The sequence below is a fragment of the Pseudoalteromonas sp. Scap06 genome (assembly GCF_013394165.1).
Lineage (GTDB): Bacteria > Pseudomonadota > Gammaproteobacteria > Enterobacterales > Alteromonadaceae > Pseudoalteromonas.
This window is the reverse complement of sequence record NZ_CP041330.1, coordinates 2,149,460-2,173,839: the sequence shown is the minus strand read 5'-3', so window position 1 is coordinate 2,173,839 and position 24,380 is coordinate 2,149,460. Positions and strand designations below refer to the sequence as shown.

Below are 24,380 nucleotides of genomic sequence, written 5' to 3'. Positions count from 1 at the left end.
AGATACCTTGTTTAGATTCGTTTAAAACGTGTGTACGTATACCCTTAAAAACTAGGGTTTAAACGAATGTAGTCTGTTTTGTGCTTTTAACACACCGTCTTTAGCAAGTATTTCCATACAACGAACTGCTTCATCAACCGCGGCATCCATTTTTTCCTGATCTTCCTTGGCTGCTTTTCCAAGCACCCAACCGGTGACCATTTCACGATGTCCTGGATGACCAACACCTATGCGTAAGCGCATAAAGTCTTTTTGATTTGCCATTTTTGCAATAATGTCTTTTAAGCCATTATGACCGCCATGTCCGCCGCCTTTTTTCAATTTGGCAACGCCCGGGTCTAAATCCAATTCATCATGGGCGACAAGTATGTCTTCCACTGGGATTTTAAAAAAATTGGCTAAACTACTCACCGCTTTGCCACTTAAGTTCATGTAAGTGGTGGGGATCAGTAATTTGAATTCTTTGCCTTGAATAATCACTTTGCCAGTAAGGCCGTGATATTTAGGGTCGTGTTTTAGCGTGCAGTTGTAGCGTGCAGCGAGTTCTTGAATGAACCAAGCACCTGCGTTGTGGCGTGTATTTGCGTATTCGGGGCCTGGATTAGCCAGGCCCACAAGCATTTGAATAGAATTCAAGGTGCGAGACCTTAAATATTATTCTGCAGCGTCTGAAGCGTCGTCTTCAGTTGGAGCTGCTTTGTTAGCTTTGATAGTAACGATAGACTGATCGTGGCCTTCGCCTTTACCAAGCTCAACAGATTGAACACCTTTAGGAAACGCAAGATCTGTAAGGTGGATTGAATCACCAGCTACAAGATCAGATACGTCTACTTCGATGAATTCTGGAAGTGACTTAGGAAGACAAGAAATCTCAACTTCAGTTAACTGGTGAACAACAGTTGCACCTAACTTAGTTACTTTATCTTCACCGATGAAGTGTAAAGGAACCTTAGTTACTAGTTTGTGAGTTGCGTCTACACGTTGGAAATCAAGGTGAGTAAGCTTAGGCTTGAAAGGGTGACGTTGGATATCTTTTAAGATAGCTTCAACTTTCTCGCCACCTACATTTAATGTAAGGATGTGAGTGTAAAAGCCTTCGTCTTCTTGTGCTTTGATCATATCTTTATGTTCAAAAGTAAGCGATAAAGCTTCTTTATCAGCTCCATAAAGGATTGCCGGCACTTTGTCTTCGCGACGTAGGCGGCGGCTCGCACCAGTACCAGTTTCTACGCGAAGTTCAGCGTCATAAGTATAAGTTGTGTTAGACATGATGTCTCCAATAATTAAAAGTGTTAGGGCCTTTGCGACCAAGGTCCCTAGCCAAAAGGCGCGCTATCATACCACTGCGGGTTTATAAAATAAACATCACCTACAAAAAAAGCGCCAAAAGGCGCTTTTATACTCATTAATGTTTAACTTTAATGTTCAAACATTGCCGAGATAGATTCTTCGTTGCTAATGCGACGAATAGTCTCTGCTAACATATCTGCAAGTGTTAATACTTTAACAATATCAAGCGCTTTTAGTTCGTCAGACAGTGGAATTGAGTCAGTTACAATCACTTCATCAATCACAGAGTTACGTAAGTTTTCTGCAGCTGTACCAGAAAGAATAGGGTGAGTAGCGTAAGCAAATACGCGTTTAGCACCATGCTCTTTAAGAGCTTCAGCTGCTTTACACAATGTACCACCGGTATCAATCATGTCATCAACAATAATACAATCACGACCTTCAACGTCACCAATAATATGCATTACTTGAGAAACGTTAGCTTGAGGGCGACGTTTATCAATAATAGCTAGGTCAGTATCGTTTAATAGTTTTGCAATTGCACGGGCACGTACAACACCACCAATATCAGGTGATACAACAACCACGTCATCAAAGTCGCGGTTTTTCATATCTTCTAATAATACCGGGCTGCCAAATACGTTATCTACTGGTACATCGAAGAAGCCTTGGATTTGCTCAGCATGTAAATCAACCGTAAGAACGCGGTCAACACCTACACTTGATAAGAAATCCGCAACCACTTTAGCTGTAATTGGCACACGCGCAGAACGTACACGACGATCTTGACGAGCATAACCAAAATAAGGAATAACAGCAGTGATACGACCGGCAGATGCACGGCGTAGCGCATCAACCATAACGATAAGTTCCATTAGGTTATCGTTAGTAGGGGCACAGGTTGATTGTAAGATAAAAACATCCGAGCCACGAACATTTTCATTAATTTGAACACTGATCTCACCGTCACTAAAACGGCCAACAACAGCATCGCCTAATTCAATATATAAACGTTTTGCAACTTTTTGAGCTAGGTCAGGTGTTGCGTTACCAGCGAAGAGCTTCATGTCAGGCACGGTAGGGTTCCTCAGGCACTGAATTTTTGGACTAACTTACATTGAATGAACAAAGTAGGTTAACTTATGATTACTTGTACGTTACTTCATTTATCAATGATGGCGGCTAACTCCGTGTGAGCAGGAGAAGTATTAACGCTTGATGCGATAAACCCCTGCCAAGTATGGGGGAGGTTAGCAAGTACATCTTGTGCTTGAACTTGACTAGCAAATTCAACAAAACAACATGAACCTGTTCCGGTCATCTTTGATGGGGCGTATTTTAGCAACCACTGCAGGGTTTTTTCAACCTCGGGACACAGCTTTTTCACTAAAGGCTCACAATCGTTAGTTAAAACCTGTTGTTGCCAGTCACCTGAAAGTTTAGGCGTGTCACGTTTTAAATCGGGGTGAGTAAATATTTGTGCAGTACTGACATGCTGGTTTGGAAAAACAACGCAGTACCATTTTTGTGGCAATTTAACATACTCTAATTGCTCGCCAATGCCATGTGCTATGGCGCTTTTACCTTTAATGAATACAGGTACGTCTGCACCGAGCTTCAAGCCTAAATCTGCAAGTTCATCTAGTGTAAGAGCGGTATTCCACAGTGTATTCAGCGCTAAAAGTGTTGTTGCGGCATCGGATGAACCACCACCAACACCTCCGCCCATAGGCAAACGTTTAGTTAAATTTATTTTTGCACCTAAATTCACTTTACACTGAGTTTGCAATAATAAAGCTGCTTTATAAATTAAGTTGTCAGTTAGTGCAATGCCATGAGTGTCACCGCTAATACTAATATTTTTATCATTAGTAAGCGTAAAATGGAGCTCGTCGCCATAGTTTAAAAATGTAAACAGGGTTTCTAATTCATGATAGCCATCATCACGGCGACCATTAATATGTAAAAATAAATTTAGCTTCGCCGGCGCAATCAGCGAAAGTTCAAAGGGAGTATTCATAATTAGTTAAACTGCCAATCGTAGAGTTTGATTTTAATTTTAATCTTTTGATGGGTTAAGGTTAGCGCGTTAGGTAACCAAAAACCGTGTTTTTGTATGTAACTGGTGTAGTTTATTTGCCATTTTTTGCCAGCGTCATCAAACCATAACACGCTTTTAGCACGGCCTAATTGATCGACTTCTAAGGTTTGATCGTCAATAGTGGCTTTTAACCACTGACCGGCGTTATTTACCGGTAAAGTAAACCCCGTTAAGCGTTGTAAAAGTTTACTCGCATTAGTATCAAAAAACTGTTGATCATCAAATATTAATTCAGCCCCCACTGCGGTTTGTTTGAGCGATAAAATTCGGGTGCCAATAAATGTGGTTAACACTAAATGATTACTATTTTGTGTTTGTTGCCAATTTAAGTTAGCAGATTGGCGCTCATCAGGGCTAATAAACGCTAATTTACCTTCCACCTGCCAAGTTTTTTGTGTACTAAGACGTAACTTCCAGTCTTCGTAAGTTTTTGTATTGTAGTTGTTTTTATTGGCACAGCCCGTTAAAAAAATAATTAACAGGGTTAAAATAAAATATTGTCGAGTCAAATGTTGTTCCTTACTTTCCATATTCCTGAGATTTTTGATAAAATTGCCGCCTATGAAGTAGGGCTCAGCAATATTTGGCAGATATGACCATAATAGCACTTGGTATTAATCACAAAACCGCATCCGTAGATTTACGAGAAAAAGTGGCCTTTTCGCCTGAGCAAATTTCAGAGGCGCTACAGCAATTAAGTGGTCATGCCGACTTTAATGAAGCGGTTATTGTATCTACCTGTAATCGCACTGAAGTGTATTGTAGCCTTGCGCAACAAAATTCCCAAACATTGTTGCAATGGTTAGCCAGTTTCCATGGTTTAGATGAACATGAACTGAGTAAAAACATCTACTGTTATGAAGACAGCGCAGCAATAAACCATTTAATGCGTGTAGCCTGCGGGCTTGATTCGCTGGTATTAGGTGAACCACAGATTTTAGGGCAAATAAAGCAAGCGTATAACAGTGCTAAAACCCACGATGCGGTGGGTGTAACTTTTGATCGTTTGTTTCAAAAAACCTTTTCAGTGGCAAAAGAAGTACGCACCGAAACTAACATTGGTGCGAGTGCAGTCTCGGTTGCGTTTGCTGCGGTTAATCTTGCAAAGCATATTTATGGCAAATTAGACAAAACCAAGGTGCTATTAATTGGTGCTGGTGAAACCATTGAGCTGGTAGCAAAACATTTATACCAAAATGAGCCACAAAAAATAACGGTAGCTAATAGAACAATAGAACGCGCTCGCGGCTTAGCGGATGAAGTGTCAGCAGATGTTATTGCCTTGGCACAATTACCAGAACGATTACACCAAGCCGATATTGTTATTAGCTCCACTGCCAGTACTTTACCTATTATTGGTAAAGGGGTGGTGGAACAAGCACTGAAACAACGTCGTTATAAGCCTATGCTATTTATAGATATTGCTGTACCACGCGATATTGAAAGCCAAGTCGGAGAGCTTGACGACGCTTATTTATATTCTGTTGATGACTTACAAGCCATTGTTAGCGAAAACATGGCTGCACGTGAGCAAGCGGCAGAACAAGCACAAATTATTATTAGTGAGCGCACCAAAGAGTTTTTTATGTGGCTGCGTTCACTTGATTCAGTGGATTTAATTCGCCACTACCGTAATGATGTACAAACTACAAAAGCAGAACTTGTAGATAGGGCCCTTAGCCAGCTAAATACAGGTAAAAATGCAGAAAAAGTAATTTTAGAGCTAGCCAATAAGTTAACCAATCGCTTAATGCACGCGCCTACCCGTGCCATCCAAGATGCAGCGAAAAAAGGTGAAGTGGCTCAGCTAAATCAATTAAAAAAAATGTTAGGTATAGATCAGGAATAACAGTTAAATGAAAGAGTCCGTTTATCGTAAATTAGAAACCTTAGTTGAGCGCTATGAAGAAGTACAAGCGTTACTAAGTGACCCATCGGTCATTAGTGATCAAAACCGCTTTCGTGCTCTTTCAAAAGAATACTCTGAGCTTGAAGAGGTGGTAAAAACATTTTTAGCTTACCAGCAAGCACAAGAAGACTTGAGCAGCTCTGAAGAAATGCTTAAAGATTCAGACCCTGAAATGCGCGAAATGGCACAAGAAGAATATAAAGAAGCAAAAGCACAGATTTCGACTTTAGAAGACGACATTCAAGTTTTAATGTTACCTAAAGATCCAAAAGACAATAATAACGTGTTTTTAGAGGTTCGTGCAGGAACAGGGGGCGATGAAGCGGCTATTTTTGCTGGCGACTTATTCAGAATGTACAGCCGTTACGCAGAAACAAAAAAATGGAAAGTAGAAGTTGTTACCACCAACGAAGGTGAGCACGGTGGTTATAAGGAAGTAATTGCTAACATCAGCGGTGAAGGTGTTTACGGACAATTAAAATTTGAATCAGGCGTTCACCGTGTACAACGTGTCCCTGAAACTGAGTCTCAAGGCCGTGTACATACCTCAGCATGTACTGTAGCTGTTATGGCTGAAGTACCAGAAGCAGAAGCCATCGAAATCAATACTGCCGATATTAAAGTTGATACTTTTAGAGCGTCGGGAGCGGGTGGTCAGCACGTAAATAAAACCGACTCTGCCATTCGTATTACCCATTTACCTACGGGTGTGGTGGTTGAGTGTCAAGATGAGCGCTCTCAGCATAAAAACCGTGCTAAAGCGATGTCGGTATTGGCTGCGCGCCTTCAGCAAGCTGAAGATGAAAAGCGTCATGCTGCTGAAGCATCAGAACGTCGTAACTTAGTTGGTAGCGGCGATCGTTCTGAGCGTATTCGTACATACAACTATCCACAAGGTCGTATTACCGATCACCGTATTAACTTAACGCTTTATCGTCTTAATGAAGTGGTAGCAGGTGATTTAGGCGCCGTTGTTGAGCCACTAATGCAAGAGCATCAAGCCGATTTACTTGCTGCAATGGGCGACGATTAATCGTGACCCCTTCTGTTGAAAACGCTATTGCTACAGGTGCTAATTTATTAGCATCAAGTAGTGATAGCGCAAAGTTAGATGCACAAGTTTTACTGCTCAATATTTTACAAAAGCCACGAAGTTATTTATTTACTTGGCCTGAAAAACAGCTCACAGATGAGCAGTATCAGGCATTTCAACGTGCCTGTGAACGTCGCTTACAAGGCGAACCTGTTTCGCATATTACCGGCTGTCGTGAATTTTGGAGTTTGCAGCTTGAAGTGAACCCAACAACACTTATCCCTCGACCTGATACAGAAACCTTAGTTGAACTTGCGCTTGAGTGCGAAGTGCCTAAAAACGCGAAAGTACTTGATTTAGGCACTGGCACAGGGGCAATAGCATTGGCGCTTGGAAGCGAAATGCCCTCATGGGATATTATTGCTGTTGATCGTATTGATGATGCGGTAGCGTTGGCAAAGCGCAACCAACAGCGATTAGCTATTAATAATGTGACTGTTGAGCAGAGTAACTGGTTTAGTGCGTTAAAAAGCAAGAAATTTGATCTAATTGTAACCAATCCACCCTATATAGAACATGACGATGTACACTTGCATCAAGGCGATGTTCGCTTTGAACCTTTGTCTGCATTAGTTGCGGATGATGCAGGATTAGCTGATATTAAACAAATAATTACACAATCACGTGACTATTTACATTCTAATGGCTATCTTTTAATTGAACACGGATTTGAGCAAAGTGCAGCTGTACGTCATATTTTCAATCAAATGGCGTTTATAAATGTAAGCACAGTGAAAGATCTTGGTAATAATGACCGCGTAACGTTCGGACAATGGCCTTAAATTATTTTTAATAGCTCCGTTGTTTGTTTGCATATGGTTTAAGGAATTCTATGTGATGGAAGATTTTTTATTTTCAAATGAACAACCACCTGAAGTAGCATGTGAAGAGCAAGGGACATGGAAAGTTTTAATAGTTGATGATGAGCCTGAGGTTCATGCTGTTACACGTTTAGCTTTAAGTGACTTTAAGTTCCAAGATAAACGGTTGGAATTTATAAGCGCATATTCAGGCGCAGAGGCAAAAAAGTTAATTGATGAGCACCCAGATGCAGCCATCATCCTACTCGATGTTGTAATGGAAACAGACGACGCTGGTTTGCAAGTCGCGAAGTACATACGCGATACCGTTAAAAATAATTACATTCGTATCATTTTACGTACAGGGCAACCAGGTCAAGCGCCGGAGCGTCAAGTCATTGTCAATTACGACATAAATGACTACAAATCTAAAACAGAACTCACCGCACAAAAACTATTCACCGTTATGATGGCTAGCCTTCGTTCGTATCGCGATATTATTTCTATTGAGCAGTCACGTGAAGGCCTAGAAAAAATAATCACTGCTTCTCGCAATATTTTTGCAACTCATTCAATGGATAATTTTATTGAAGGAGTGATGCAGCAGCTAACCTCCTTGCTTAATGTGGCCGACGAAGCTATGTATGCCACTACCTTAGTAGCGCAAAATCCGTCAGAGGAATTAAATAAAAAACTGATTGTTTGCTCTGGCACCGGTGACTTTGCTAAGCGCGAAGGAGAAGAGCTAGAAACAGTATTAGCAGCAGATCAACTCTTAGCGTGCCAAGAAGCCCTAGCCAACAAAGCAATTGTTTATAAAGATGACTATTTGTTTGCTTATTGTAGTAGTAAATTTAATCATAATTCGATGTTATTTGTATCCGGTGTGCCATCGAAACTGACAGATACGCAACGAAATCTAATTGAAATTTTTTCTCAAAATGTGCAGTTGGCATTTGAAAATGTACAATTACATACTGAAGTTGAAGCTACCCAACAAGAACTTGTTTATCGTTTAAGTGAAGCGGTTGAACAACGCTCATGCGAGACGGGTAATCACGTAAAGCGGGTTGCTTATATTTGTTATGAGTTAGCAATAGGATATGGATTATCTGAAGAACAAGCGAATTTAATTCGTTTTGCATCGCCTTTACATGATGTGGGTAAAATAGGTATTCCGGATGCTATTTTAAATAAACCCGGTAAATTAAACAGTGATGAGTGGGAAGTTATGAAAACCCATGCAGGCAAAGGCTACGCCATTTTAAAAGATTCACCGCGTAAAATAGTCAGTGCAGGGGCCTTAATTGCACAGCAACATCACGAAAAATGGGATGGGTCTGGTTACCCTTGCGGCTTAAAAGGCGAGAGTATCGATATTTTTGCTCGCATAGTGGCATTGGCCGATGTGTATGATGCACTGCGTCATAAACGGTGTTATAAAGGTGCGTGGACACTTGAAGAAGCCGTTGCTGAGATCAATGCAAACAAAGGTACGCATTTTGATCCTAAACTTGTTGATGTATTCAATGATAAACTTGAAGAACTTGAAGCGGTAATTTTACGCTTTCCTGATAAAACACATAACTAAACAGAAGTAAAAATAAACATGGATTATTTAGCATTAAAACATACGCACATGGCGATTGCGCTAGTGAGTATTATTTTATTTTATGTACGTTCTTTTTCTCGCATGGGCAGTGGCAGCCTTGCTAAAAATAAAGTGGTTTTCATTGGTAGCCACAGTATAGATACCTTACTAATTATTTCGGCTATTACTTTAATGGCCATGGCTAAAATAAACCCACTAGAGCAACTTTGGCTATTAGAAAAAATTGTGCTGGTGGTTATTTATATCGCCGTTGGGATTATTAGTGCCAAGCAAACCACAACATTACCTAAAGTTATGTTTTTAGTGTTTAACACTGCGGTTATCTTAGCTATTGGCTTTTTAGCAACTGCTAAAGCCCCGCTATTGTTGTAATTAACAATATTTGCTTAAGCTTTACACCTATGGTGTAAAGCTTGCCTCTTTATTTCATTTCTGATTATTGGTATCTAACCTTAAAATTAGGTAAACTACGTGTTCGTTTTCTAGAATGTTGTAGTATGAATGACCACCCTCGGGTTTGATGAACACGATGAATCTTATATAGAAGATGCCTACGATGATTTTTTGCCACCGGCAATATATCGTTGTATTAAAGCAGAAGCTAAATGGGACCCTCAAATAGACTTAACACCAAGTCTTGAAATATTGACTGAGTTTGAGCAACAAATAGAGACTATTTGTTCGCAAACACGCGATGCACATGATCGTTTAGAACAACTACTTGATTGCTTTTACAGTCAGTGGTTATTTAGTGCGTCAAGCCTTAAAGTACCTGAGTACAAGCTAAACAGTATTAGCTACACCTTATCTATGCGCAGTGGTACACCCACGACCTTAGCTATTTTGTTATGCCATTTTTTACAGCATGCAAAACTTGATGCTAGTGTAAGCATAACTCAAGGCGAAGTGGGCATTCACGTCGCAATGAGCGATGATGAAGGGTACATTGTTGAGCCAAGTAGTGGTCAACAAAGCTGGTATATCATTCCTGAAAATACCAACGAAGATAATGCACAAGAGCAAGAGCCTCTTGAGCTTATTTTTGAAGACGAAGTATATAAATTATTTTTAGCGCAACAAAAATGGTCTTTTATTAGTGAGAACAAATTTGGTCATGCGTTAACTTGCGTTGATTTGTTAATGGAAATGCTAGGGGATGATCCCTATGAGCGACGCGACAGAGGCTATTTACTAAATCAGCTAGGCTGCCCTAAAATGGCACGAGATGATTTACAATTTTTTGTTGATGAGTGTCCCGACGACCCTGCTATTGAAGTCATCCAACATCAAATCGAAGAACTTGAAGATAATCATAAGACCCACCATTAAAAATAAAAATAGGAAACGTTATGGCTGATCCCCAAACTGCCTTAATCACCAATGATGCTGTTGTACTTGGCTTACTAGCGATTATTTTAGGCTTTATTTTTAAAACCTCGTCAAGTCAGCGCCCAGGGCTGGTCGCATTTTACAAATATGTGCCTGCATTATTGCTGTGTTATTTTTTACCATCGTTGCTAAATACCTTTGGTATTGTTGATGGCTCGCAATCGAGTGTGTATTACGTTGCCTCGCGGTATTTATTACCTGCGTGTTTAATTTTATTAACCATTAGCATTGATTTAAGAGCGATTATTAACCTAGGTCCTAAAGCATTAATTATGTTCTTAACAGGAACCGCTGGTATTGTGATTGGTGGCCCATTAGCTATTTTAATCATGAGTGCCGTCTACCCTGAAGCAGTGGGTGGACATGGCCCAGATGCGGTTTGGCGCGGTATGACAACTATTGCTGGCAGCTGGATTGGCGGCGGCGCAAACCAAGCGTCTATGAAAGAAATGTTTGAAGTTGGCGGTGATATTTTTTCTGCTATGGTCACTGTTGATGTAATTGTGGCTAATTTATGGATGGCGGTATTATTATTAATGGCGGCTAACCATAAAGCGATTGATGCCAAAGCGGGGGCCGATACCACTGCGATTGAAGATTTAAAACAGCGTGTTGAAAAATACCATGCAGAGCATGCCCGTATGCCAACGCTGAATGATTACATGATGATTATTGCTATTGCCTTTGGTATTACTGGTTTAGCACATTTTTGTGCTGATATTTTAGGACCGTTCTTTGCCAATAACTATGCATGGGCAAAAGAATACAGCTTAAATAGTAAGTTCTTTTGGCTTATTGTTATATCGACCACGATTGGCATTAGTTTATCGTTCACTAAAGTGCGTCATATCGAAGCCTTTGGCTCGTCTAAAGTGGCATCAGCATTTTTATATATTTTAGTAGCATCAATTGGCCTGCATATGAATGTGATGGCGATTTTTGATTCACCGATGTATTTTGTGCTTGGTGCTATTTGGATGCTAACTCATGCCAGCTTAATGCTGATTGTTGCTAAACTAATTAAAGCGCCATTATTTTACATGGCTGTTGGCTCACAGGCCAATGTTGGTGGCGCGGCCTCGGCCCCTGTTGTCGCCGCTGCGTTTCATCCATCACTGGCACCGGTAGGCGTTTTATTAGCGGTACTAGGCTATGGTGTAGGTACATATATGGCGTATATTTGTGGATTAATGATGCAAGCAGTTGCACCATAAGGAATTAAAATGAACAACCAAGTTATAAATATTAATCAAATAGAACTGGCAAATGATAAACCTTTCGTTTTATTTGGTGGCATGAACGTACTGGAATCACGTGATTTAGCGATGCGTATTGCCGAGCATTATGTTGAAGTGACCACTAAATTAAATATTCCTTATGTATTTAAGGCGTCATTTGATAAAGCCAATCGCTCGTCAATCAATTCTTACCGTGGTCCAGGCATGGAAGAAGGCTTAAAGATATTTGAAGAGATTAAAAATACCTTTAATATTCCGCTGATCACCGATGTGCACGAACCTCATCAAGCAGCACCGGTTGCTGAGGTTGTTGATGTTATTCAGCTACCGGCATTTTTGGCTCGTCAAACAGACTTAGTGGTTGCAATGGCAAAAACAGGCGCGATTATTAATGTGAAAAAGCCACAGTTTTTAGCCCCACATGAAATGCGTCATATCATTACTAAATTTAATGAAGCGGGCAATAATAATGTGGCCTTGTGTGAACGTGGTTCAAGCTTTGGTTATAACAACCTAGTGGTTGATATGCTGGGCATGGATGACATGAAAACCATGGCGCCCGTTATATTTGACGCTACTCATGCGCTACAACGTCCTGGCGGTCGAGCTGATTCAGCCGATGGTCGTCGTGCTCAAGCAGCAGAACTGGCTCGTAGTGGCATGGCACTGGGTATTGCAGGCTTATTTATTGAAGCACACCCAAATCCAAATGAAGCAAAATGTGATGGCCCTTGTGCATTAGCACTGAGTAAATTAGAAGGGTACTTATCGCAAATGAAAGCGGTTGATGATTTAATCAAAAGCTTTGCTCCGCTTGATACCAGTGCTAGCGATTTATAAAAAAGTGATTAACTCATTAAAAAGCGACTTAGGTCGCTTTTTTTGTGGCTTGAATATACTCTTTCCCAGCATAGGTATATAATTCACCGCATAAGAAAAACTAATTCTAAGCTTGGTTGCCATGTCAAGACGAGTTCCTCCATTAAACGCGCTAAAAGCTTTTGAAGCTGCAGCCCGTCATTTAAGCTTTACTAAAGCCGCAGAAGAGTTGTATGTGACGCAGGCTGCGGTAAGTCATCAAATTAAAACCCTCGAAGAGCACTTAGGGTTAAAGTTGTTTTTGCGTAAAAATCGCTCGTTACTTCTAACCGAAGAAGGTCAAGGCTACTTTTTAGATATTAAAGAGATTTTTACTCAGCTAATTGACGCAACCGAAAAGCTACTAGCCCGTGGTGCAAAAGGCTCGCTAACAGTGAGTTTAACCCCGAGCTTTGCGATTCAATGGCTTATTCCTCGATTGAGCTTATTTAACGAGTTACACCCTGAAATTGATGTGCGAATTAAAGCCCAAGATCAGGACGAAAACTCGTTAACAGACGATGTTGATATTTCAATTTATTATGGTCGCGGTCATTGGAGTGGCGTACAAGCTTATAAATTGCACACTGAATACTTAGTGCCACTGTGTAGCCCATTATTGTTAAGTGGCCCTAGAGCGCTTAATCAACCAAGTGATTTAGCAAACCATACCTTGTTGCATGACACCACTCGTAAAAACTGGAAAACGTGGATGAAAACCGCGGGTGTTCGCAACGTACAAGTTAATCAAGGGCCTATTTTTAGTCATTCATCTATGGTGCTGCAAGCTGCGGTACATGGCCAAGGTGTTGCAATTGGTAATAGTGTTTTAGCAAAACCAGATATTGATGCAGGTCGATTAGTGATCCCGTTTAATCACAGTTTAGAAAGTAAAAACGCCTATTACTTGGTGATCCGTGAGTCGCAAAATGAATTAGGTAAAATTGTGTCATTTAAAGATTGGATGTTAAGCCTAGTTGAGCAGGAGCAAGAATATTAATGAGCATTGAATGGGTTAAAAGCAGTCAGCAACCTGCAATCGCACAGTTTATATTTGCGCATGGTGCAGGGGCTGGCAGTGATTCTGAGTTTATGCAAACCATGGCCAAACAGCTCAGTGAGTATGGTATTGACGTTGGGCTGTTTGATTTTGAATACATGCAAATTGCTAAACAAACCAATAAACGTCGCCCACCAGAGCGAGCACCAAAATTACTTACATATTTTGAGCATATACTTACTCAAGCTGATGCAAATTTACCGCTATTTATAGGGGGTAAATCAATGGGCGGGCGCATGGCGTCTATGCTTGCTTGCTCAGCCTCGCATACTGTTTTAGGTGTACTTGCGTTTGGTTATCCGTTTCATCCACCGGGCAAGCCAGAAAAGCTCCGAACAGATCACTTTGCAGACATACCATGTCCTTTTTTAGTACTACAAGGTGAACGAGACACCTTTGGCACCCGTGAAGAGCTTGCCACAATGGCAATGCCAAAACAGCCGCAGTATATATGGTTAACTGATGGTGACCACTCACTAAAACCACGTAAAAAAAGTGGTATAACCGAGCAACAAAACCTTAATGTTGCAGCAATGCAGGCGGCTAACTTTATCAAAAGCACCATTGAGAATGTAAAAGAGGAAAAACATGATTAAACTATTTTTACTCGCAGGCAGCTTTTTTTGTATGCTTTCAGTGATACTGGGCGCATTTGCTGCCCATGGTTTAAAAAGTCGCTTATCAGATTACGCTATTGGTATTTTTAAAACCGCCGCCGAGTATCAAATGGTACATGGGCTGGCACTGATTGCAGTGGCAATCTTAATAAAGTGGGGCATTAACTTAAGCATGGCAGGTGGTTTTTTTATAGCGGGTACACTGTTATTTAGTGGCAGCTTATATTTACTGGCTTTAACCGGCTTAAAGTGGCTGGGCCCAATTACACCTCTAGGTGGACTGTGTTTTATTATTGGTTGGATAGTTATTTTAGTGCAAGTTGCACGATTTAAGTTTTAAAGAGTTTAAGGGTTAATATGTCTAGTGTTGTGATTTACTGTCGTAGTGGTTTTGAAAGCGATGCCGCTGCTGAAATAACGTTTCACGCCGCCGAGCAAGGGTTTGCAGGGTATGTAAAAGCAAAACCAAATACCGGTTATGTTATTTATGAATGTTTTGAAGCGCAGCACAGCGACGAAATAATCAAAAAAGTTGATTTTAAAAATATGGTATTTGCACGCCAATGGTTTGCCGGTAACCTGATAGAAAATATGCCATTAGAGGATAGAGTGGGCGCTATTGTAGATGCCGCAAAAGACTTTACTTTATGCTCTGAACTACGAGTAGAAACACCCGATACCAACGAGGGCAAAGAGTTACTGACTTTTTGTAAAAAAATATCAACTCCGCTTAAAAAAGCGCTCGAGAAACAAAACACCGTATTGCGTGAACCAAAAGCCAATCGTCCAGTAATGCATGTGCTGTTTTTAGCTAATAATACTGCGTATGTGGGTCACTCTTATAGCTATAACAACTCACCTTTCTTTATGGGGATTCTGCGTTTACGTATGCCAAACGATGGCCCAAGCCGTTCAACCCTTAAGTTAGATGAAGCATTTAATGTATTTATTCCTGAGCAGCAGCGTGAGTCAAGAGTACAAGCTGGGATGCGCAGCGTTGATTTAGGTGCTTGCCCAGGTGGTTGGACTTATCAGTTGGTTCGCCGTGGTATGTTTGTTAGCGCGATAGATAATGGCCCAATGAATGAAAGTTTAATGGAAACAGGACAAGTAAAACATTTTAGGGAGGATGGTTTTAAATACCGTCCAGAAAAAAGAAACATAACTTGGTTAGTTTGCGATATGGTAGAAAAGCCAACGAAAGTAACTAACTTGATGATTGACTGGGCAGTAAATGCCTATGCAAAAGAGCTTATTTTCAATCTAAAATTACCGATGAAAAAACGCTTTGATAGTGTGTATGAATGTCTAAAAATGATTAGAGAAGAAATGGCGAAGTTTAGTATTAGCTACGAATTACAAGCTAAGCATTTGTACCATGATCGTGAAGAAATAACGGTGCACTTAAACGTAATTAAAGTACCACAAAGCTTATATAGTTAATCTATTGGCGAGTATAAAAAAATGGGCCGGCTGGCCCATTTTATTTTAACTACGATATTGTGGACGGTAATGCTCAACCCATAGCCGCGTAGCGCCGCATACTGCCACAGGCATCACAATTAAATTTATAAATGGGATAGCGGTTAGCAGCATCACTGCAAAACCAAACCCGTAAGATAAGCCTTGTTTGCTTTTTAGATCATTTTTCATTTGGGTAAAGCTGATTTTGTGGTTATCAAAAGCATAATCTTTATATTGCACCGCATACATCCAGCAGGTAAAAAGCACCCAGAGCACTTGGCCTATTACCGGTAACACCCACAATAGAATAAAAAAGCCGATTGCGCGTGGGAGGTAGTAGCAAAGCTTAGTCCATTCTCGGCCCAGCATTCGCGGCACATCTTTTACTAAATCAGCTAATCCGTCATCGTTAATTTTTTGACCAGTTAAGTATAGCTCAACCTTTTCACTTAGTAAGCCATTGAAAGGGGCGGCTATAAAATTAGTAATAACGGTAAATAACATACTGTAACTAAACAGCACCACCAGTACAGCAATTGGCCACATTAACCATTCGAGCCAACTAAGCCATTCTGGAAGCATTGAATTTACAGCGTTAAAGCCATCACTAAGCCAGCCAAATAAAAAGAATAAGGAGCTACCAAATAATAAAATATTAATAAGTAGGGGTATAAGCACAAAGCGTTTTAGCCCTTTTTGACTAATTAACTTAAACCCGGAAAAAAAATATTCCATACCTTGTGTTATTTGCACACTAACCTCACCAATTATTTATATTTTAGCTATTATAAATAGCCTGATGATTTTAAACAGTACTTTTAAGTAACAAAGTATTTAATAAATGGAATTTCAAATAGAATGATAATAAATTGTTAGCTTGGGCAATTGCTTTGAATTCTTCGAAAGTGCTTAATGAAATAAAATGCTCGGCAATAGACAAAATTACCATAGATGCTAATTTCAATATTATGTATAGTCAAAAGACTATAATAAATTATTATATAGAATATAGCGGCGTATTTAGCGTAAGTGACTGTTGAGGAATATAATTTGATTGAAATAATGAGACTCAGAAAGCTGCTTTCTCAGCAACAAAATATATTATCTAAAATAGCCTTGGGTGCGCCACTTGATGAAGTACTTGAAAATATTTGTTTATCTATTGAGGAGCTTATTGAAGACTCCTCTGCAAAGTGCTCTATATTAACACTCAAAGGTGAACAGCTATTTCATAGTGCGGCCCCGAATATTGCAAAGGGTTACTGTGAGGCAATTAATGGCGTACATATCGGCCCCAGTGTTGGCTCATGCGGTACTGCAGTGTATGAAAAAAAGCGAGTAATAGCCTCAGATATTGCAACATCACCCTTATGGGAAAACTATAAAGCGTTGGCATTGAGTTTTGATTTAAGGTCGTGCTGGTCAACCCCTATTATTTCAACACAATCAGACATATTAGGCACTTTTGCAATTTATCATGACAGTGCCAAGTCACCGACAACTCAAGATTTAGAGTTAATAGACTTTTTTGTTGATTTCACCAGTATTGCTTTAGAAAAGCACACAGAGTCACTAAAATCAAAAGTGTTACTTGCAGAATTACAGCAAAGTAATGAAAAGTTTAAAGCCTTCGCAAAAGTACTTCCCGATCTAACCCTCATTTTGAGTGAAGAAGGGGAGTATACCAACGTTTACGGCACTGCTAATGAAAGTTTATATTTAAGCAAAGAGCATGTGATTAATCGAAATGTCAGAGATATTATGCCTCCCGAGGATTCTAATCCTATTATGGAGGTAATTGCCAAAACGCTTCAAACTAATGAAGTTCAAGTGTTTGAGTATCAGCTAAATATAAAAGGTAAGCAACTTACATTTGAAGGGCGAACAGCCCCGCTTGAAAGTTACCAACCTAATAATCCCTCTCAGCGACATGTAGTATGGATGGCCAGAGATATCTCTACTCGTAAAGCGGCAGAAGAGGAAGTGCAACGGTTAGCATTTTTTGACCCGCTTACAAACCTCCCGAACCGCAGAATGCTCAATGATAAACTCAGTATGTATGTTGAACAAATTAAGCAGTCTGATCACACGGGCGCACTCTTATTTTTAGATTTAGATAATTTTAAACGTATAAACGACTCATTAGGGCACAATGCCGGTGATGAAATACTGGTTGAGCTATCACAGCGACTAACGCGTGTTTTAAACCCAACAGATACCCTTGCCCGTGTTGGCGGTGATGAATTTATTATACTCATTGAGAATGTAGGAGATAGCCATAAGCAAGCGAGTCTTGAATCAGAATTAATGGCTAAAGTGGTACAAAGCGTTTTTTATGACAAGTTTGAGATAGGGGATTTGGCGTTTCAAGTAAGCTGCAGTATTGGTATATGTTTAATTAATAACGCCAATGCCATTAGCGAAAATATTTTAAAATTTGCAGATACCGCTATGTACCGCTCTAAAATGAAGGGTGGAAATAGCAGTAGCTTTTACGATCCTGCATTGCAAACCTTACTGGAAAATCAAACTGAGCTTGAAACAGATATAGTCAGAGCGATTGCATGTGATGAATTTTGTGCTTACTTTCAGCCTCAATTATCAATTGATGGCAGTATTATTGGTGCAGAAGCACTCATACGATGGAATCACCCAACCAAAGGACTAATCTCTCCTAATTCGTTTATTCCGATTGCCGAGCAATTTGGCTTAATTCAAAAGTTACAAAACATTGTATTGCGCGATATTTGTATTTTACTGGAAACACTTCGAGCTCATAACATACTGAAAACCCAGTTTAATGTGTCTATTAACATTAGCCAGTGTCAGTTTAATTCTTCTACTTTAAAAGGAGAATTGTTTAAAGCGATTGAGACGTATGATGTATTACCCTCACAAATTAAATTAGAGATCACTGAGTCCATGTTAGCGGGTGATTTAATGAGTACGGTAAAGCAAATGAAAGAGCTAAAGTCGCAGGGATTTGTATTTTCAATTGATGACTTTGGTACTGGCTACTCGTGTTTAAAGCACTTGAGTGTTTTACCGATAGACGAACTAAAAATAGATAAAAGCTTTATTGATAAAGTGTTGGATAACGCATCGGGACAAAGCATTGTTCAGTCTATTATTGGTTTAGGTCATAGTTTAGATATTAATATTGTAGCCGAAGGGGTCGAAAGTGCTGAGCAACTACATGTATTAAAGTCTATGGGTGTAAACGCAGTGCAAGGGTTCTTATTTGCAAAACCATTAACACACAGCAATTACTTAAAATGGCATAAAGAGCACCAATAACATCGTGCTTGTTACTAACTGAGGCGACAAGTTTAGTTACCCCAATCGATAAGTCGCTTTGTTTAACCTCTAATTGGGGAGTAACGTTTGCTAACTTACTGCGTTTTAGCTCAGACAGAAATGTATACTTTTTGTTTGTTTGCTAGCTAAGTGTAATGAGTTTTTTACTATTTTGTAACAGTTGCACAAATCATTGCTGTGGCATTGGTTTAGTGTTTTTAACGCGTTAAACTAGCCATTAATTGGCAATAAGTCTACTTGTTGTGACATTATCTAAGCGTAAACACGACAGGTACTTAAAACTTGCTTTTGAGTTGCTTTTTTGTTCGTTGTAACTATGGTTTAGGGTTATGTCATGGTATGTCGCTATGTCGGTAACTGTAAAAAACCATTAGGAGCGATAAATGAATACCACGAAAGCAGCTTTAAAGTCGGGTGAAATACACTCTCCCCGAGTAAAGTTTCTGGAAGGGGTTGATATACCCGTTTTTTTAATCAGTGGCGGTATATTAGTTTTATTTGCCGCGCTGGCACTGTACGACATAAAACTGATGTCGGATTGGATAAACTCTGCCTTTGCCTTCTCCACCAAAATATTTGGCGCCTTTTGGCAAGTTCTGCTGTTATTAACCTTTGTGATTGGCATATTTTTAGCCGTAGGCCGCACCGGTTCAGTGGTGCTCGGCGGTTTAAAAACCCCTGAAATATCTACCTTCAAATGGATAAGTATAATTATGTGTACTTTGCTTGCAGGTGGCGGTGTATTTTGGGCCGCAGCAGAGCCAATGGCACACTTTATTTCTCCGCCCCCGTTATTTGGTGGTGAAACCGGCACAAAGGATGCCGCCTACAATGCTCTTGCACAAAGCTTTATGCACTGGGGCTTTTTAGCCTGGGCTATTTTAGGTAGTTTGACCGGTATTGTTTATATGCATCTCCATTACGAAAAAGGCTTACCGCTTAAACCACGCACTTTGCTTTACCCCGTATTTGGCGATCGCGCAATGAAAGGTGCGCTTGGTACTATTGTTGATGCATGTTGTGTACTCGCTGTGGTTGCTGGCACTGTTGGTCCTATTGGTTTTTTAGGTTTACAAGTGAGTTTTGGTCTAGAAAAATTGTTTGCCATTCCTGATACCTACACCACGCAGGTGGTTATTTTATTTAGCTTAATTGGAATTTACACACTTTCAGCGGTAAGTGGGGTTACCAAAGGTATTCAGCTACTAAGCCGTTTTAATGTTGTACTGGCAGTGTTGCTGATGTTGTTTATATTACTAATGGGGCCAACTGCGTTTATTATCGACAGTTACATTCATTCCTTTGGTTTGTATTTAGATAACTTTATTCCTATGGCTACATTTCGTGCCGATAAACCGTGGCTAGACTGGTGGACTGTATTCTTTTGGGGCTGGTTTTTAGGTTATGGCCCATTAATGGCTATGTTCGTTGCACGTATATCCCGTGGACGTACTATTCGTGAAATGATTTTACTTATTTCTGTGGTTGCCCCTGTGATCACGTGTTTTTGGTTTACTATTGTTGGCGGCTCAGGCATCTTTTTTGAATTAAATAATCCTGGCGTTATATCAGAGCCTTTTGCTGGGCTTAATTTGCCAGCGGCATTGTTAGCCATCACTGAGCAGTTACCTATGGGATTTGTTGTGTCGGTGTTATTTTTAGTACTGACCACTATTTTTGTGGCAACAACAGGTGATTCAATGACGTATTCGGTATCTATGGTAATGACGGGTACCGATCACCCACAAACGTCTATTCGAGTGTTTTGGGGGATTATGATGGGGGTGATGGCGGCGTTGCTTATTTCTATAGGCGAGGGCGGAATTTCAGCCTTGCAGTCGTTTATTGTGGTCACTGCGGTGCCAGTTTCGTTTGTGTTACTACCTTCGTTGTGGACAGCACCACAAATAGTTAAGAAAATGGCAGACGAACAAGGGCTTTAATAATTGATAAAGAGCGCTAATAAGCGCTCTTTTTCTGGGTACATCATATTCTCACCTTGTTATTGAGCTATTTATTATCCTAGCAATAAACTAACCCACTAAAAATAACTTAGCCTAAGTAGGTTGTTCATTCCTATCGATACGGTATAGTTTAAATATATTTAAGCATAACCTTGAGATAAACCATGCAGTTAGTCGACTTAGACCCTTGTGATCAGGATGTGATCAACGTATTTGCTGACATAGATCGACTTATTAGCTCATTATATCCTGTAGCAACTTCACAAGCGCTTACAGTTAATGAGCTTGGCCTACCGGGCGTTTACGCTGTAGGGTTAAAAAATCAAGACGGAATAGTTGCCTGTGGCGCGATAGTAAAGCAATTTGATGGTAGCTGGTATGGCGAAATTAGACGGCTTTACGTAAAACCTAGCTATCGCGGAAAAGGCTTATCGCGGCGTATTATGCAAATTTTATTGCACTATGCAGGCGAAGAAGAAATCCCAATCATAAAACTAGAAACAGGACCAAAGCAAATACAATCAATCCATCTTTATGAGAATTTAGGGTTTGTGCAATGTGCCCCTTTTGGTGAATACACAGAAAACCCGAATAGCTTATTTATGGAGCTTGCGCTCAGCTAATATTGCTTTGTTTGAAGCTTTTATTTATCAATTTCAATCCTAACTCGTTACGAGTAGAAATACTTGTTGGACATGAATCACTATTTTTCTTTTAATGCGCGGCAACTAGCCGGTTTGGCATTCATAAATAAAAGAGAAAGATAAATGAAAGAGACAACATCACTAGAACAAGCTCGTACGAGCTACAACGTTCGTCATTGGAGCCAAGGTTTTTTTGGTATTAATGATCAAGGTGATGTGTATGTTGCGCCAAAGGCTGATGCCCCACAGCAAACCATTGCACTAACAGACATTGCTAAGCAGCTTGAAGAAAAAGGCTTAAGTTTGCCAGCACTCGTTCGTTTTCCACAAATATTACACCATCGTGTGCATAGCTTATGTGGCGCATTTAATACCGCAATAGAAAGCTATGGGTATCCAAAAGACTATTTATTAGTTTATCCGATTAAAGTAAATCAACAGCGCGAAGTCGTTGAAGAAATTGTTGCCAGTCAAGCACAAGTAGAAAAAAAACAGCTAGGTTTAGAAGCAGGCAGCAAGCCAGAGTTATTAACCGTATTAGCATTGGCTGAAAAAACCAGTGCGGTGATTGTGTGTAATGGCTACAAAGATAAAGAATATGTGCGCTTAGCGCTGATTGGCGAAAAGCTGGGTCATAAAGTGTATATCGTACTTGAGAAATTGTCTGAGCTGGACATGGTGCTTAGCCAAGCCAAAGAACTTAATGTAAAACCGCGTATTGGTATTCGTGTGCGTTTAGCATCGCAGGGCAAAGGAAAATGGCAAGCAAGTGGCGGTGAAAAATCGAAGTTTGGGTTGTCTGCTTCGCAAGTGCTGTATGTAGTAAACCGTTTAAAAGAAACTGATCAGCTTGATTTAGTACAGCTTGTGCATTTTCACTTAGGGTCGCAAATGGCCAACATTCGTGATGTACGCTTAGGTGTAAGTGAAGCTGCTCGTTTTTATTGTGAATTACGTAAGTTGGGTGCACACGTAGAGTGCCTTGATGTAGGGGGCGGTTTAGCGGTTGATTACGACGGCACACGCAGTCAATCACACAACTCAATGAACTACAGTTTAGCTGAATACGCAAATAATATTGTGTACACCATAGGTGATATTTGTAAGCAGTATGAACAGCCTTTTCCTACCATTATTTCAGAGTCGGGAAGAGCATTAACAGCGCATCACGCGGTACTAATTTCCAATGTAATTGGCACCGAAACGTATACACCGGAAGAAATAGAAGCGCCAGCTGATGATGCGCCGCAATTACTTAAAAATATGTGGATTTCATGGCAACAATTGCATGTGCTTACTGATGACCGTGCATTAATTGAGATTTTTCACGACAGCCAAGGTGATTTAGCTGAAGCGCATAGCCAGTTTGCGATGGGATTATTAGATTTAACTCAGCGTGCATGGGCAGAGCAAATAAACTTACGCGTGTGTTATGAACTTAATAAATTAATGGATAACAAAAACCGTTTTCATCGACCGATTATAGATGATCTGAATGCGCGTTTAGCGGACAAGTTTTTTGTCAATTTCTCATTGTTTCAGTCATTGCCTGACGCGTGGGGTATTGACCAAGTGTTTCCGGTATTGCCTTTAAGTGGTTTAACGCAAGCTCCACAAAAGCGGGCTGTGTTACTAGATATCACCTGTGATTCAGATGGCGCTTTAGAGCACTATGTTGATGGTCAAGGTATTGAAAGTACGTTACCAGTACCTGAGTTCACAGCAGATAAACCTTATTTAATGGGTTTTTTCTTAGTAGGTGCCTATCAAGAGATTTTAGGCGATATGCATAACTTATTTGGTGATACGCACAGTGCTATTGTCAATATGGATGAGCAAGGTATTGCTAGCATTACAGAAATTAATCATGGTGATACTGTGGCTGATATGATGCGTTATGTACATTTAGATGTTGAAGGTTTTCAGCAGTCATATGCGCAGTTAGTGAGCGCAAAAATTGCACCAGATGAACAGCAAAGCGTTTTAGACGAGTTGCAAAGCGGCCTTGATGGCTACACTTATTTAGAAGAGTTATAAGCAATGTCTAGCTTGTTTGGTTGTGTTGACCACTCACTGTACTCAAATGGGATGACGTTTTTACGTCGTCCTATGGTACAAAACATTAACGCGATTGAAGCCGATGTAGTGGTACTGGGTTTACCGTTTGATTTGGCCACTTCAGGGCGCCCTGGTGCCCGCTTAGGGCCTGATGCTATTCGCAGAGCATCGGTACATTTAGCATGGGAAGATACAAAATACCCATGGACATTTCCATTGTTTGAGCGCTTAACCGTGGCGGATGCTGGCGACTTTACTTATCCGGTAGGCGACCCTGAATATTTTACCGCGCAATTAGAAATGGCGGCAGAGCAAATACTTCGCCAAGGTAAAACATTATTAGGCTTGGGTGGCGATCATTTCGTAACGTTACCACTATTGCGCGCACATGCAAAAATTCATGGCAAAATGGCATTAGTTCACTTCGATGCGCATACCGATACCTATAGCAACGGCTCGCGTTTTGATCACGGCACCATGTTTTATCATGCGCCAATGGAAGGGTTAATTGATGTTAATCACAGTATTCAGCTAGGCATTCGTACTGACTTTGATCAAAGCAGGCATGAGTTTGCAGTGATTGATGCCATGCAAGCCAATGATCTGCATGCGAATGATATTGCAGCTCAGATTATTGAGCGAGTGGGTGATTTACCGGTTTACTTAACCTTTGATATAGATTGTTTAGACCCCGCCTTTGCACCAGGTACGGGCACACCCGTGTGTGGTGGTTTAACCTCTGATAAAGTGCTTAAAATCTTACGCGCACTGAAAGGGGTTAATATGGTGGGAATGGATGTGGTTGAAGTATCCCCGTCGTACGACCAAAGTGAGCTTACCGCCATTGCCGCTGCAACGATTGCCAGTGAATTACTGCATTTGTGGGCATTTAAGCATAAATATTAATATGTGTTAATGCAGTTTAAAAAGCGCCAATTTGGCGCTTTTTTTGTATGAAAATAAAA

Annotated in this window: 23 protein-coding genes; 17 read left to right on the top strand and 6 right to left on the bottom strand. The window is 40.4% G+C overall.

The annotated features are described in order from the left end of the window. Positions 1 to 51: 51 nt before the first annotated feature. From pth to lolB, 5 genes are all read right to left on the bottom strand, one after another. Positions 52 to 636, bottom strand: coding sequence for an aminoacyl-tRNA hydrolase (pth, locus tag FLM47_RS10040; RefSeq protein WP_008115166.1), 585 nt, complete (start codon positions 634 to 636; stop codon positions 52 to 54). A gap of 18 nt (positions 637 to 654) precedes the next feature. Further along, entirely contained in the window at positions 655 to 1,269 is a 615-nt protein-coding gene (locus FLM47_RS10035) for a 50S ribosomal protein L25/general stress protein Ctc (protein WP_010388341.1), read from the bottom strand. Between the two features lie 149 nt (positions 1,270 to 1,418). Further along, positions 1,419 to 2,366 carry a ribose-phosphate pyrophosphokinase gene (locus FLM47_RS10030; protein ID WP_008115168.1) on the bottom strand — a complete coding sequence of 316 codons (948 nt, stop codon included), beginning with the start codon at positions 2,364 to 2,366 and terminating at the stop codon, positions 1,419 to 1,421. 86 nt (positions 2,367 to 2,452) lie between these two features. Next, positions 2,453 to 3,310 carry a 4-(cytidine 5'-diphospho)-2-C-methyl-D-erythritol kinase gene (gene ispE, locus FLM47_RS10025; RefSeq protein ID WP_054202471.1) on the bottom strand — a complete coding sequence of 286 codons (858 nt, stop codon included), beginning with the start codon at positions 3,308 to 3,310 and terminating at the stop codon, positions 2,453 to 2,455. A gap of 2 nt (positions 3,311 to 3,312) precedes the next feature. Further along, the gene (gene lolB / locus FLM47_RS10020) at positions 3,313 to 3,900 is read right to left on the bottom strand and encodes a lipoprotein insertase outer membrane protein LolB (RefSeq protein WP_138608924.1); all 588 of its coding nucleotides are present in this window, start codon (positions 3,898 to 3,900) and stop codon (positions 3,313 to 3,315) included. 83 nt (positions 3,901 to 3,983) lie between these two features. Between lolB and hemA the strand changes: the two genes are divergently transcribed. The 12 genes from hemA (at position 3,984) to rlmM (ending at position 15,410) form a co-directional block, all read left to right on the top strand. Further along, positions 3,984 to 5,240 carry a glutamyl-tRNA reductase gene (gene hemA / locus FLM47_RS10015; RefSeq protein WP_175610046.1) on the top strand — a complete coding sequence of 419 codons (1,257 nt, stop codon included), beginning with the start codon at positions 3,984 to 3,986 and terminating at the stop codon, positions 5,238 to 5,240. Between the two features lie 7 nt (positions 5,241 to 5,247). Next, on the top strand, positions 5,248 to 6,333 hold the full coding sequence (gene prfA, locus FLM47_RS10010) for a peptide chain release factor 1 (protein ID WP_178956296.1): 1,086 nt from the start codon (positions 5,248 to 5,250) through the stop codon (positions 6,331 to 6,333). A 2-nt stretch (positions 6,334 to 6,335) separates the two neighbouring features. Further along, positions 6,336 to 7,175: a peptide chain release factor N(5)-glutamine methyltransferase gene (prmC, locus tag FLM47_RS10005; protein ID WP_178956295.1), complete on the top strand. Its 840-nt coding sequence runs from the start codon at positions 6,336 to 6,338 to the stop codon at positions 7,173 to 7,175. Between the two features lie 55 nt (positions 7,176 to 7,230). After that, entirely contained in the window at positions 7,231 to 8,784 is a 1,554-nt protein-coding gene (locus FLM47_RS10000; RefSeq protein WP_178956864.1) for a DUF3369 domain-containing protein, read from the top strand. Between the two features lie 18 nt (positions 8,785 to 8,802). Then, positions 8,803 to 9,177: a SirB2 family protein gene (locus FLM47_RS09995; protein WP_054202473.1), complete on the top strand. Its 375-nt coding sequence runs from the start codon at positions 8,803 to 8,805 to the stop codon at positions 9,175 to 9,177. A gap of 129 nt (positions 9,178 to 9,306) precedes the next feature. Next, positions 9,307 to 10,134 carry a tetratricopeptide repeat protein gene (locus FLM47_RS09990; protein WP_178956294.1) on the top strand — a complete coding sequence of 276 codons (828 nt, stop codon included), beginning with the start codon at positions 9,307 to 9,309 and terminating at the stop codon, positions 10,132 to 10,134. Between the two features lie 20 nt (positions 10,135 to 10,154). Beyond that, positions 10,155 to 11,408 (top strand): DUF819 domain-containing protein, encoded by a 1,254-nt coding sequence (locus FLM47_RS09985; RefSeq protein WP_178956293.1) that lies wholly within the window; start codon positions 10,155 to 10,157, stop codon positions 11,406 to 11,408. A 9-nt stretch (positions 11,409 to 11,417) separates the two neighbouring features. Then, a complete protein-coding gene (kdsA, locus tag FLM47_RS09980; protein ID WP_054202475.1) occupies positions 11,418 to 12,272 on the top strand; it encodes a 3-deoxy-8-phosphooctulonate synthase in 855 nt (284 codons plus the stop codon). 121 nt (positions 12,273 to 12,393) lie between these two features. Then, positions 12,394 to 13,290 carry a transcriptional regulator GcvA gene (locus FLM47_RS09975; protein WP_008115185.1) on the top strand — a complete coding sequence of 299 codons (897 nt, stop codon included), beginning with the start codon at positions 12,394 to 12,396 and terminating at the stop codon, positions 13,288 to 13,290. Continuing rightward, positions 13,290 to 13,946: an alpha/beta family hydrolase gene (locus FLM47_RS09970; protein ID WP_075169567.1), complete on the top strand. Its 657-nt coding sequence runs from the start codon at positions 13,290 to 13,292 to the stop codon at positions 13,944 to 13,946. The genes FLM47_RS09975 and FLM47_RS09970 overlap by 1 nt, the downstream gene beginning before the upstream one ends. Next, the gene (locus FLM47_RS09965) at positions 13,939 to 14,307 is read left to right on the top strand and encodes a DUF423 domain-containing protein (RefSeq protein WP_010388367.1); all 369 of its coding nucleotides are present in this window, start codon (positions 13,939 to 13,941) and stop codon (positions 14,305 to 14,307) included. Before FLM47_RS09970 ends, FLM47_RS09965 begins: the two co-directional genes overlap by 8 nt. A 17-nt stretch (positions 14,308 to 14,324) precedes the next feature. Beyond that, entirely contained in the window at positions 14,325 to 15,410 is a 1,086-nt protein-coding gene (rlmM, locus tag FLM47_RS09960; protein ID WP_138608934.1) for a 23S rRNA (cytidine(2498)-2'-O)-methyltransferase RlmM, read from the top strand. 45 nt (positions 15,411 to 15,455) lie between these two features. Here the strand turns inward: rlmM and cysZ are convergent, their stop codons facing one another. Continuing rightward, positions 15,456 to 16,166 (bottom strand): sulfate transporter CysZ, encoded by a 711-nt coding sequence (cysZ, locus tag FLM47_RS09955; protein WP_218651688.1) that lies wholly within the window; start codon positions 16,164 to 16,166, stop codon positions 15,456 to 15,458. 315 nt (positions 16,167 to 16,481) lie between these two features. Here cysZ and FLM47_RS09950 point away from each other — a divergent pair, with 315 nt between their 5' ends. The 5 genes from FLM47_RS09950 to speB all read left to right on the top strand — a co-directional run bounded on the left by FLM47_RS09950 (position 16,482) and on the right by speB (position 24,321). Beyond that, positions 16,482 to 18,728 carry a bifunctional diguanylate cyclase/phosphodiesterase gene (locus FLM47_RS09950; RefSeq protein WP_178956291.1) on the top strand — a complete coding sequence of 749 codons (2,247 nt, stop codon included), beginning with the start codon at positions 16,482 to 16,484 and terminating at the stop codon, positions 18,726 to 18,728. Between the two features lie 404 nt (positions 18,729 to 19,132). Next, entirely contained in the window at positions 19,133 to 20,692 is a 1,560-nt protein-coding gene (locus FLM47_RS09945; RefSeq protein ID WP_054202480.1) for a BCCT family transporter, read from the top strand. A gap of 185 nt (positions 20,693 to 20,877) precedes the next feature. Beyond that, positions 20,878 to 21,336: a GNAT family N-acetyltransferase gene (locus tag FLM47_RS09940; protein ID WP_008467955.1), complete on the top strand. Its 459-nt coding sequence runs from the start codon at positions 20,878 to 20,880 to the stop codon at positions 21,334 to 21,336. Positions 21,337 to 21,480: 144 nt separating this feature from the next. Beyond that, positions 21,481 to 23,394, top strand: a complete 1,914-nt coding sequence (gene speA / locus FLM47_RS09935; protein WP_178956290.1) for a biosynthetic arginine decarboxylase — start codon at positions 21,481 to 21,483, stop codon at positions 23,392 to 23,394. A gap of 3 nt (positions 23,395 to 23,397) precedes the next feature. Further along, complete coding sequence (gene speB / locus FLM47_RS09930) at positions 23,398 to 24,321, top strand: agmatinase (protein ID WP_010388380.1); 924 nt, start codon at positions 23,398 to 23,400, stop codon at positions 24,319 to 24,321. Positions 24,322 to 24,380: the final 59 nt, after the last annotated feature.

Excerpts from the sequence above, each read along its gene's own strand:
- FLM47_RS10035 (WP_010388341.1), bottom strand. The coding sequence starts at position 1,269 with ATGTCTAACACAACTTATACTTATGACGCTGAACTTCGCGTAGAAACT.
- ispE (WP_054202471.1), bottom strand. The coding sequence starts at position 3,310 with ATGAATACTCCCTTTGAACTTTCGCTGATTGCGCCGGCGAAGCTAAAT.
- hemA (WP_175610046.1), top strand. The coding sequence starts at position 3,984 with ATGACCATAATAGCACTTGGTATTAATCACAAAACCGCATCCGTAGAT.
- prfA (WP_178956296.1), top strand. The coding sequence starts at position 5,248 with ATGAAAGAGTCCGTTTATCGTAAATTAGAAACCTTAGTTGAGCGCTAT.
- FLM47_RS10000 (WP_178956864.1), top strand. The coding sequence starts at position 7,231 with ATGGAAGATTTTTTATTTTCAAATGAACAACCACCTGAAGTAGCATGT.
- FLM47_RS09995 (WP_054202473.1), top strand. The coding sequence starts at position 8,803 with ATGGATTATTTAGCATTAAAACATACGCACATGGCGATTGCGCTAGTG.
- FLM47_RS09990 (WP_178956294.1), top strand. The coding sequence starts at position 9,307 with ATGACCACCCTCGGGTTTGATGAACACGATGAATCTTATATAGAAGAT.
- FLM47_RS09985 (WP_178956293.1), top strand. The coding sequence starts at position 10,155 with ATGGCTGATCCCCAAACTGCCTTAATCACCAATGATGCTGTTGTACTT.
- kdsA (WP_054202475.1), top strand. The coding sequence starts at position 11,418 with ATGAACAACCAAGTTATAAATATTAATCAAATAGAACTGGCAAATGAT.
- FLM47_RS09975 (WP_008115185.1), top strand. The coding sequence starts at position 12,394 with ATGTCAAGACGAGTTCCTCCATTAAACGCGCTAAAAGCTTTTGAAGCT.
- FLM47_RS09970 (WP_075169567.1), top strand. The coding sequence starts at position 13,290 with ATGAGCATTGAATGGGTTAAAAGCAGTCAGCAACCTGCAATCGCACAG.
- FLM47_RS09965 (WP_010388367.1), top strand. The coding sequence starts at position 13,939 with ATGATTAAACTATTTTTACTCGCAGGCAGCTTTTTTTGTATGCTTTCA.
- rlmM (WP_138608934.1), top strand. The coding sequence starts at position 14,325 with ATGTCTAGTGTTGTGATTTACTGTCGTAGTGGTTTTGAAAGCGATGCC.
- cysZ (WP_218651688.1), bottom strand. The coding sequence starts at position 16,166 with ATGGAATATTTTTTTTCCGGGTTTAAGTTAATTAGTCAAAAAGGGCTA.
- FLM47_RS09945 (WP_054202480.1), top strand. The coding sequence starts at position 19,133 with ATGAATACCACGAAAGCAGCTTTAAAGTCGGGTGAAATACACTCTCCC.
- FLM47_RS09940 (WP_008467955.1), top strand. The coding sequence starts at position 20,878 with ATGCAGTTAGTCGACTTAGACCCTTGTGATCAGGATGTGATCAACGTA.
- speA (WP_178956290.1), top strand. The coding sequence starts at position 21,481 with ATGAAAGAGACAACATCACTAGAACAAGCTCGTACGAGCTACAACGTT.
- speB (WP_010388380.1), top strand. The coding sequence starts at position 23,398 with ATGTCTAGCTTGTTTGGTTGTGTTGACCACTCACTGTACTCAAATGGG.